This is a genomic window from Viridibacillus sp. NPDC096237, from assembly GCF_050278625.1.
Lineage (GTDB): Bacteria > Bacillota > Bacilli > Bacillales_A > Planococcaceae > Viridibacillus.
Genome location: NZ_JBNNTI010000085.1, coordinates 1 through 5,802, shown reverse-complemented (window position 1 = coordinate 5,802; position 5,802 = coordinate 1). Strand labels below are relative to the sequence as shown.

Sequence of the window (5,802 nt, the reverse complement as noted above, 5' to 3'; positions counted from 1 at the left end):
TTTTATTTAACAGAGGGCAATACAGTTATAAAAGAGAAAGAATTAAAAGCATTCCTGAATAAACAATTACCTGATTTTATGGTGCCAAATTATTTTTTCTGTGGGAAAAAATTTTTTTCTTTGCACCCAATGAGTCAGATTCCTCCTCTAAACCCTTATGTAATCGTACTTTTAATAAGTTTAGCTATTTTATTTGTCAGGCGTATATCAAAAGGAGTTAAGCGTGATTTTCTATGATTAATCCGACTAATATTATGGGTTTAAAACACGAATATTTTTTTGCTTAAAAGCATTTATCTACGGTTATTATGTTGATTTATTAAGAATAGTGATTATATTAAGTGTAAATGAGTGGGAAAAGCATCAAAAGTTGTTGAGGGTTTGAGGAGAATTTATTACTGTTTTCAAAGTTTGTTACTTGGTATTTTGGGGAGTTTTTAGGTGTCAAAAACACTTTTAAAAAAGATTTGACATGAATATTAAAATCTATTAATATTAGCACCAACATAAATAAAGTCATCTTATTAATAGCCGTTGAGACGAGGGGTCGAAGATACGGTGGCAAACCAATTTGGTTCGGAGTGAATCAGATCATGGGTGCCCAACCTGAGCGCAAAGCTTTTTAGTTTTGTGAACGATAAGAGGATAAGCAGCTGATATTAATCGAAGCTTTCCTTTGGTTGGAGGAGAGCTTTTTTTATGTCTAAAAAATTAAATCATTTGACAGGAGTGGTTAATATTGGTTGAAAAAATTGTATTTACTTCCGAATCTGTATCAGAAGGGCATCCAGATAAAATTGCAGATCAGATTTCTGATGCTGTATTGGATGCAGCGCTTGAGCAAGACCCTTTTTCTAGAGTGGCATGTGAAGTGTTTGATACAACAAACACGGTAATTGTAGGTGGTGAGATTACCACTACAGCTAACTTGGATATTGAGAAAATAGTGCGTGATACATTGATTGAAATTGGTTACATTGATGAACGCCTAGGGATTAACGGACTTACTTGTAATGTACAAGTATTAATTCATAGTCAATCACCTGATATTGCTATGGGTATCGATTCTTCAAGTGATACGAAAGCAATTGGAGCTGGCGACCAGGGAATTATGTTCGGATATGCAACAAATGAAACGAAAAACTTGATGCCATTACCAATCGAAATGGCACATACACTAGTAAAAACAGCATCTCAACTAAGAAAAAGTGGGGCTTTTAAATGGGCACGCCCAGATATGAAATCACAAGTTACAATCGATTATACAAATCCTAATGAACCAGTAATTGATACTGTGTTGATGTCGATTCAACATGATGAAGATTTCGATGATGAATTATTTGAAAATTACGTAATTGAGAACATAATTAAAGAGACTGCTAGAGAGTTTGGTTTAAATCAAACATTCCGTATTCTAATTAACCCAACTGGACGCTTTGTTGTTGGTGGACCTCATGGTGATGCCGGATTAACAGGACGTAAAATCATTGTAGACACATATGGTGGAGCAGCTCGACATGGTGGCGGAGCATTTTCAGGTAAAGATTGTACGAAAGTAGATCGTTCTGCGGCTTATGCTGCTAGATATGTGGCAAAGAATATCGTTGCTGCAGAGTTAGCAGAAAAATGTGAAATTCAATTGTCTTATGCAATTGGTGTAAGTGAACCAATTAGTATTGCTGTTGAAACGTTTGGAACTGAAAAAGTGTCACAAGAGGAATTATTATGTGCAATTCGAAAAACTTTTGATTTAACACCAGCCGGCATTATCAACATGTTGGATTTGCGCAAACCGCAATATAAACAGGTTGCAGCGTATGGACATTTCGGCAGAAGTGACTTAGATGTGCCGTGGGAAAGAACAGATAAACTGAACGATTTGAAGCAACTAGTATCCAGTTTTGAATTCGCTGGAGTTGGTCAATGATGAACGACATGCAAGTGCTTGCTACCGAGAGAACAACATTTGAAGCGCAGGATAAGATGCCTTTGTTTGAAGCATTAGTCCAATATGCTCAGCAAGATGTTACACCATTTGATGTACCTGGGCATAAAATGGGCGCACAAATGAATCCTTTGAAAATAGCACTTGGGGAAATGACGATGCGCATGGATGTTAACTCCATGAAAGAGCTTGATTTATTAAGTCATCCTCAAACTGTTATTAAAGAAGCGCAGCAATTGGCTGCAGAAGCTTTCGGGGCGGATCATTCTTATTTTTTAGTAAACGGTACCACCATAGGAATACTGGCTATGATTATGGCAACTTGCAAGCCAGGTGATACTTTGTTGGTACCGCGAAATGCTCATAGATCAGTGATGGATGGGCTTATCATTAGTGGGGCAAAACCTATATTTATACAACCCGAGGTCGACCATCATTTTGGGATTACACATGGCATTTCCGTTGAGAATGTGAAAAACGCATTGCATGAACATCCAGAAGTAAAGGCAATGTTGGTAACATACCCAACATATTTTGGCTCTATGAGTGATTTGCAAGAAATCTGCCGTATCGCCCATGAGCGTGATGTTACGATTATAGTCGATGGCGCACATGGTGCCCATTTAGGGTTCATGTGTGATGACATCATAGACCCAATTGCTGCCGGGGCAGATGCAGTTACTATAAGTATGCATAAGACAGGTGGGTCACTGACACAAAGCTCTTTGCTACTTCTTAAAAATGACAAAATTGCACCCGAGCACATACAAAAAGTATTGAACATGCTACAAACAACGAGTGCAAACTACTTACTAATGAGTTCGTTAGATGTGGCTAGAAGAGAGCTGTCTATATATGGTGAAGAGCGATTTGCTGATTTAAAACCAATTATAGTTGACGCGGTGAGAACAATTGAAACGGGCTCACGTTATGAAGTGTTGACAGCACAATATGTACAAGCGCATTTTAATCAATCGTACGACTGGACAAAATTAGTAATACGGGTCAATGATCTTGGATTAACTGGATTTGAGATGTATTCAATTTTAAAAGAAAAGTACGGGATCCAAATGGAGTTAGCAGAAGGTTATGTCGTGATGGCAGTCATTACACGTGCCGATACGAAGAATTCAATAGACAAATTAGTTTTTGCTTTAAAGGACATTGAAAAGAGAATAGGAAAGAATACGACGATTCAATCAACTTATGTAACTGTCAATCAAGTGAATGAACTGGTTTTAAGTCCACGCGAAGCATTTTATGCAGAACATGAATCAATCGCCATTGAAGATGCAGTAGGTCGGATAAGTGCAGATTCGTTGATGATCTATCCTCCAGGTATTCCCCTTGTTATTCCAGGAGAACTAATTTCTCAAGATGTTCTCCAGCAATACGATTATTATTGTCAGACTTTAGGGAACGTTCTGATAGAAGCAAAAGAAGCAAATCATATAACTGTAATCAAGGAGGAAATGTAAATGGGTATAGAATTATCAACTTTAGGAAGACATGTTTTAATTGAGTTTTACGGTTGTCCAAGTGAGGTAATTGAAAATAATGCATTAATTGAAAGATTTATGAACGAGGCAGCAGATTACTCAGGTGCAACTATTGTTGAATCTGTTTTCCATCACTTTAATCCATACGGAGTTTCAGGAGCGGTCATTATTGAAGAGTCGCATTTGACAATTCATACTTGGCCGGAATATGGTTTTGCTTCTGTAGATGTTTATACTTGCGGCGATTCAGTAAATCCATGGAAAGCAGCTGACTACTTATCTGAAAAACTACATGCAACGAAGACGGAATCTTTTGAAATTCCACGTGGTATGGCTGATAAAATACGTCAATTCGCAGAACAAGAAATTGATCAAATTAAAGTGAAAATAGAATTAGAAGGTGTGAAATAATGGCTTGGTATACTGAACAGTGGAGTAAAGAATGTAAATTTTCAATTGGTTACGAGAAAGAACTATATAGTGAAAAAACCCCTTTCCAGCAAATTGATTTTTATCAAGGAGATGAATTCGGGACATTTTTCACTTTAGATGGCTTAATGATGGTTAATGAGAAGGACGAATTTGTATATCATGACATGATTGTACATCCTGCATTTGCAACAAACCCTTCAATTAAAAAAGTATTAATTATTGGTGGGGGAGATGGAGGAACAGCGCGTGAAGTGTTGCGTTATCCAACAGTTGAAGAAGTAGTAATGGTGGAAATTGATGAGCGTGTTTTTCGTTTATGTCAAGAATTCTTACCAGTAACGGCTAGCGGAGTTGAAGAAGATAGCCGTATGAAGTTACTTTTTGATGACGGTTTGGCATATGTGAAAAATGCACCTGATCAATCATTCGACTTAATTCTTGTGGACTCTACTGATCCAATTTCAGTTGGTGAAGGACTATTTACGACAGAATTTTATAAAGAGTGCTATCGCGTATTAAATGAAGATGGTATTTTAATAAATCAACATGAATCACCTTACTTTGCGGAATATGCTGCTAATATGAAAAAAGCACATAGAAAGATTAAAAACATATTCCCAATTACCCATGTTTATCAATACCATATGCCAACATATCCTTCAGGTCATTGGCTATTTGGTTTTGCATCTAAAACCTTTGATCCATTAAAAGATTTGAATGCTGAAGCTTGGGAAAAATTTGGACTGAAAACTAAATACTATAATACAAATTTACATGCTGGAGCATTTGGTTTACCGAGTTACGTAAAGGAGGCTCTACAGCGTGGCGAATAAATCTTTAAATATGAACACTTTTATAGGGTGTGAGAAATCTTATAGTGAAGCAGAAACGGTATTGTTTGGTGTCCCATTTGATGGCACAACAAGTTTTAGACCAGGTACACGTTTTGCAATGCAAGCGATAAGAAATGACTCGTTTGGATTAGAAAGCTATTCACCTTATTTAGATAAAGATCTTGAAGATGCTGCAATTTTTGATGGTGGCGATTTGGACTTGCCTTTTGGGAATACGCCAAAAGTGTTAGAACAAATTTTTGAGTACTGCGAAGAAGTTTTGGAAGATGGCAAGAAGTTTTTAATGGTAGGGGGAGAGCATCTAGTTAGTTTGCCTACTATTAAAGCGGCATACGAAAAATATCCAGATTTGCACCTAATCCATATCGATGCTCATACTGATTTACGTGAGGATTATTTAGGTGAAAAATTGTCTCATGCATCTGTTATTAGACGTTGTCATGAATTCCTTGGAGATGGGCGGATTTTCCAATTTGGAATTCGCTCAGGACTAAGAGAAGAGTTTGAATGGGCTAAAGAGCATACGTATCTAGAGCGTTTTTCTCTTGAAACACTAAAAAAGAAGATAGCTGAACTGCAAGACGTTCCAGTCTATATCACAATAGATTTAGATGTACTTGACCCAGGTGTTTTTCCTGGAACAGGGACTCCAGAGCCAGGCGGAATAACGTACCGTGAATTATTGGACGCAATAAAACAATTTCAGGCACTAGATAACATTGTAGCTGCGGATATTGTAGAGCTATCACCACCATATGATCCATCTGGAGCTTCTACTGCAATGGCTTGTAAGACAATTAGAGAACTTTTATTGACGCTAGATAAATAGAAAGTAAGTATAAAAAACTTAAGATAAGCAAAATATTGCTTGTGTTATATATATAAATAGAATGAATCCATTTTGATAACTTTTTTCAACAATGGATTCATTTTTATTTTCTTTCAAAAAAGGGATAATTATATAATGATGTTTTTATTTATGTTACTTTGTCAAATTAAGTGCAACACTTGCTCCATGAACGCTTCGTGTGCAGATTTCCAGCCCAAGCATTTTCTTGGGCGATTATTAATT

At 36.7% G+C, this 5,802-nt stretch carries 6 protein-coding genes; all 6 read left to right on the top strand.

Annotated elements, in window-relative coordinates; genetic code table 11:
- Window positions 1-237 (top strand): hypothetical protein (locus tag ACQKMD_RS21495; protein ID WP_427754577.1); only part of this gene is annotated, 237 nt, incomplete at its 5' end.
- Between the two features lie 499 nt (window positions 238-736).
- Window positions 737-1,927, top strand: coding sequence for a methionine adenosyltransferase (metK, locus tag ACQKMD_RS21490; protein WP_427754579.1), 1,191 nt, complete (start codon window positions 737-739; stop codon window positions 1,925-1,927).
- On the top strand, window positions 1,924-3,423 hold the full coding sequence (locus ACQKMD_RS21485) for an aminotransferase class I/II-fold pyridoxal phosphate-dependent enzyme (RefSeq protein WP_427754576.1): 1,500 nt from the start codon (window positions 1,924-1,926) through the stop codon (window positions 3,421-3,423). Before metK ends, ACQKMD_RS21485 begins: the two co-directional genes overlap by 4 nt.
- A complete protein-coding gene (gene speD, locus ACQKMD_RS21480) occupies window positions 3,424-3,855 on the top strand; it encodes an adenosylmethionine decarboxylase (protein WP_179078254.1) in 432 nt (143 codons plus the stop codon).
- Entirely contained in the window at window positions 3,855-4,709 is an 855-nt protein-coding gene (gene speE, locus ACQKMD_RS21475; protein WP_427754574.1) for a polyamine aminopropyltransferase, read from the top strand. The genes speD and speE overlap by 1 nt, the downstream gene beginning before the upstream one ends.
- Before the next feature lie 10 nt (window positions 4,710-4,719).
- Window positions 4,720-5,559, top strand: a complete 840-nt coding sequence (gene speB / locus ACQKMD_RS21470) for an agmatinase (RefSeq protein ID WP_427754578.1) — start codon at window positions 4,720-4,722, stop codon at window positions 5,557-5,559.
- Window positions 5,560-5,802: the final 243 nt, after the last annotated feature.

Bases quoted from the DNA above. Each gene is read 5' to 3' on its own strand.
- speD (WP_179078254.1), top strand. From the start codon at position 3,424: ATGGGTATAGAATTATCAACTTTAGGAAGACATGTTTTAATTGAGTTT.
- speE (WP_427754574.1), top strand. From the start codon at position 3,855: ATGGCTTGGTATACTGAACAGTGGAGTAAAGAATGTAAATTTTCAATT.
- speB (WP_427754578.1), top strand. From the start codon at position 4,720: ATGAACACTTTTATAGGGTGTGAGAAATCTTATAGTGAAGCAGAAACG.
- ACQKMD_RS21485 (WP_427754576.1), top strand. From the start codon at position 1,924: ATGATGAACGACATGCAAGTGCTTGCTACCGAGAGAACAACATTTGAA.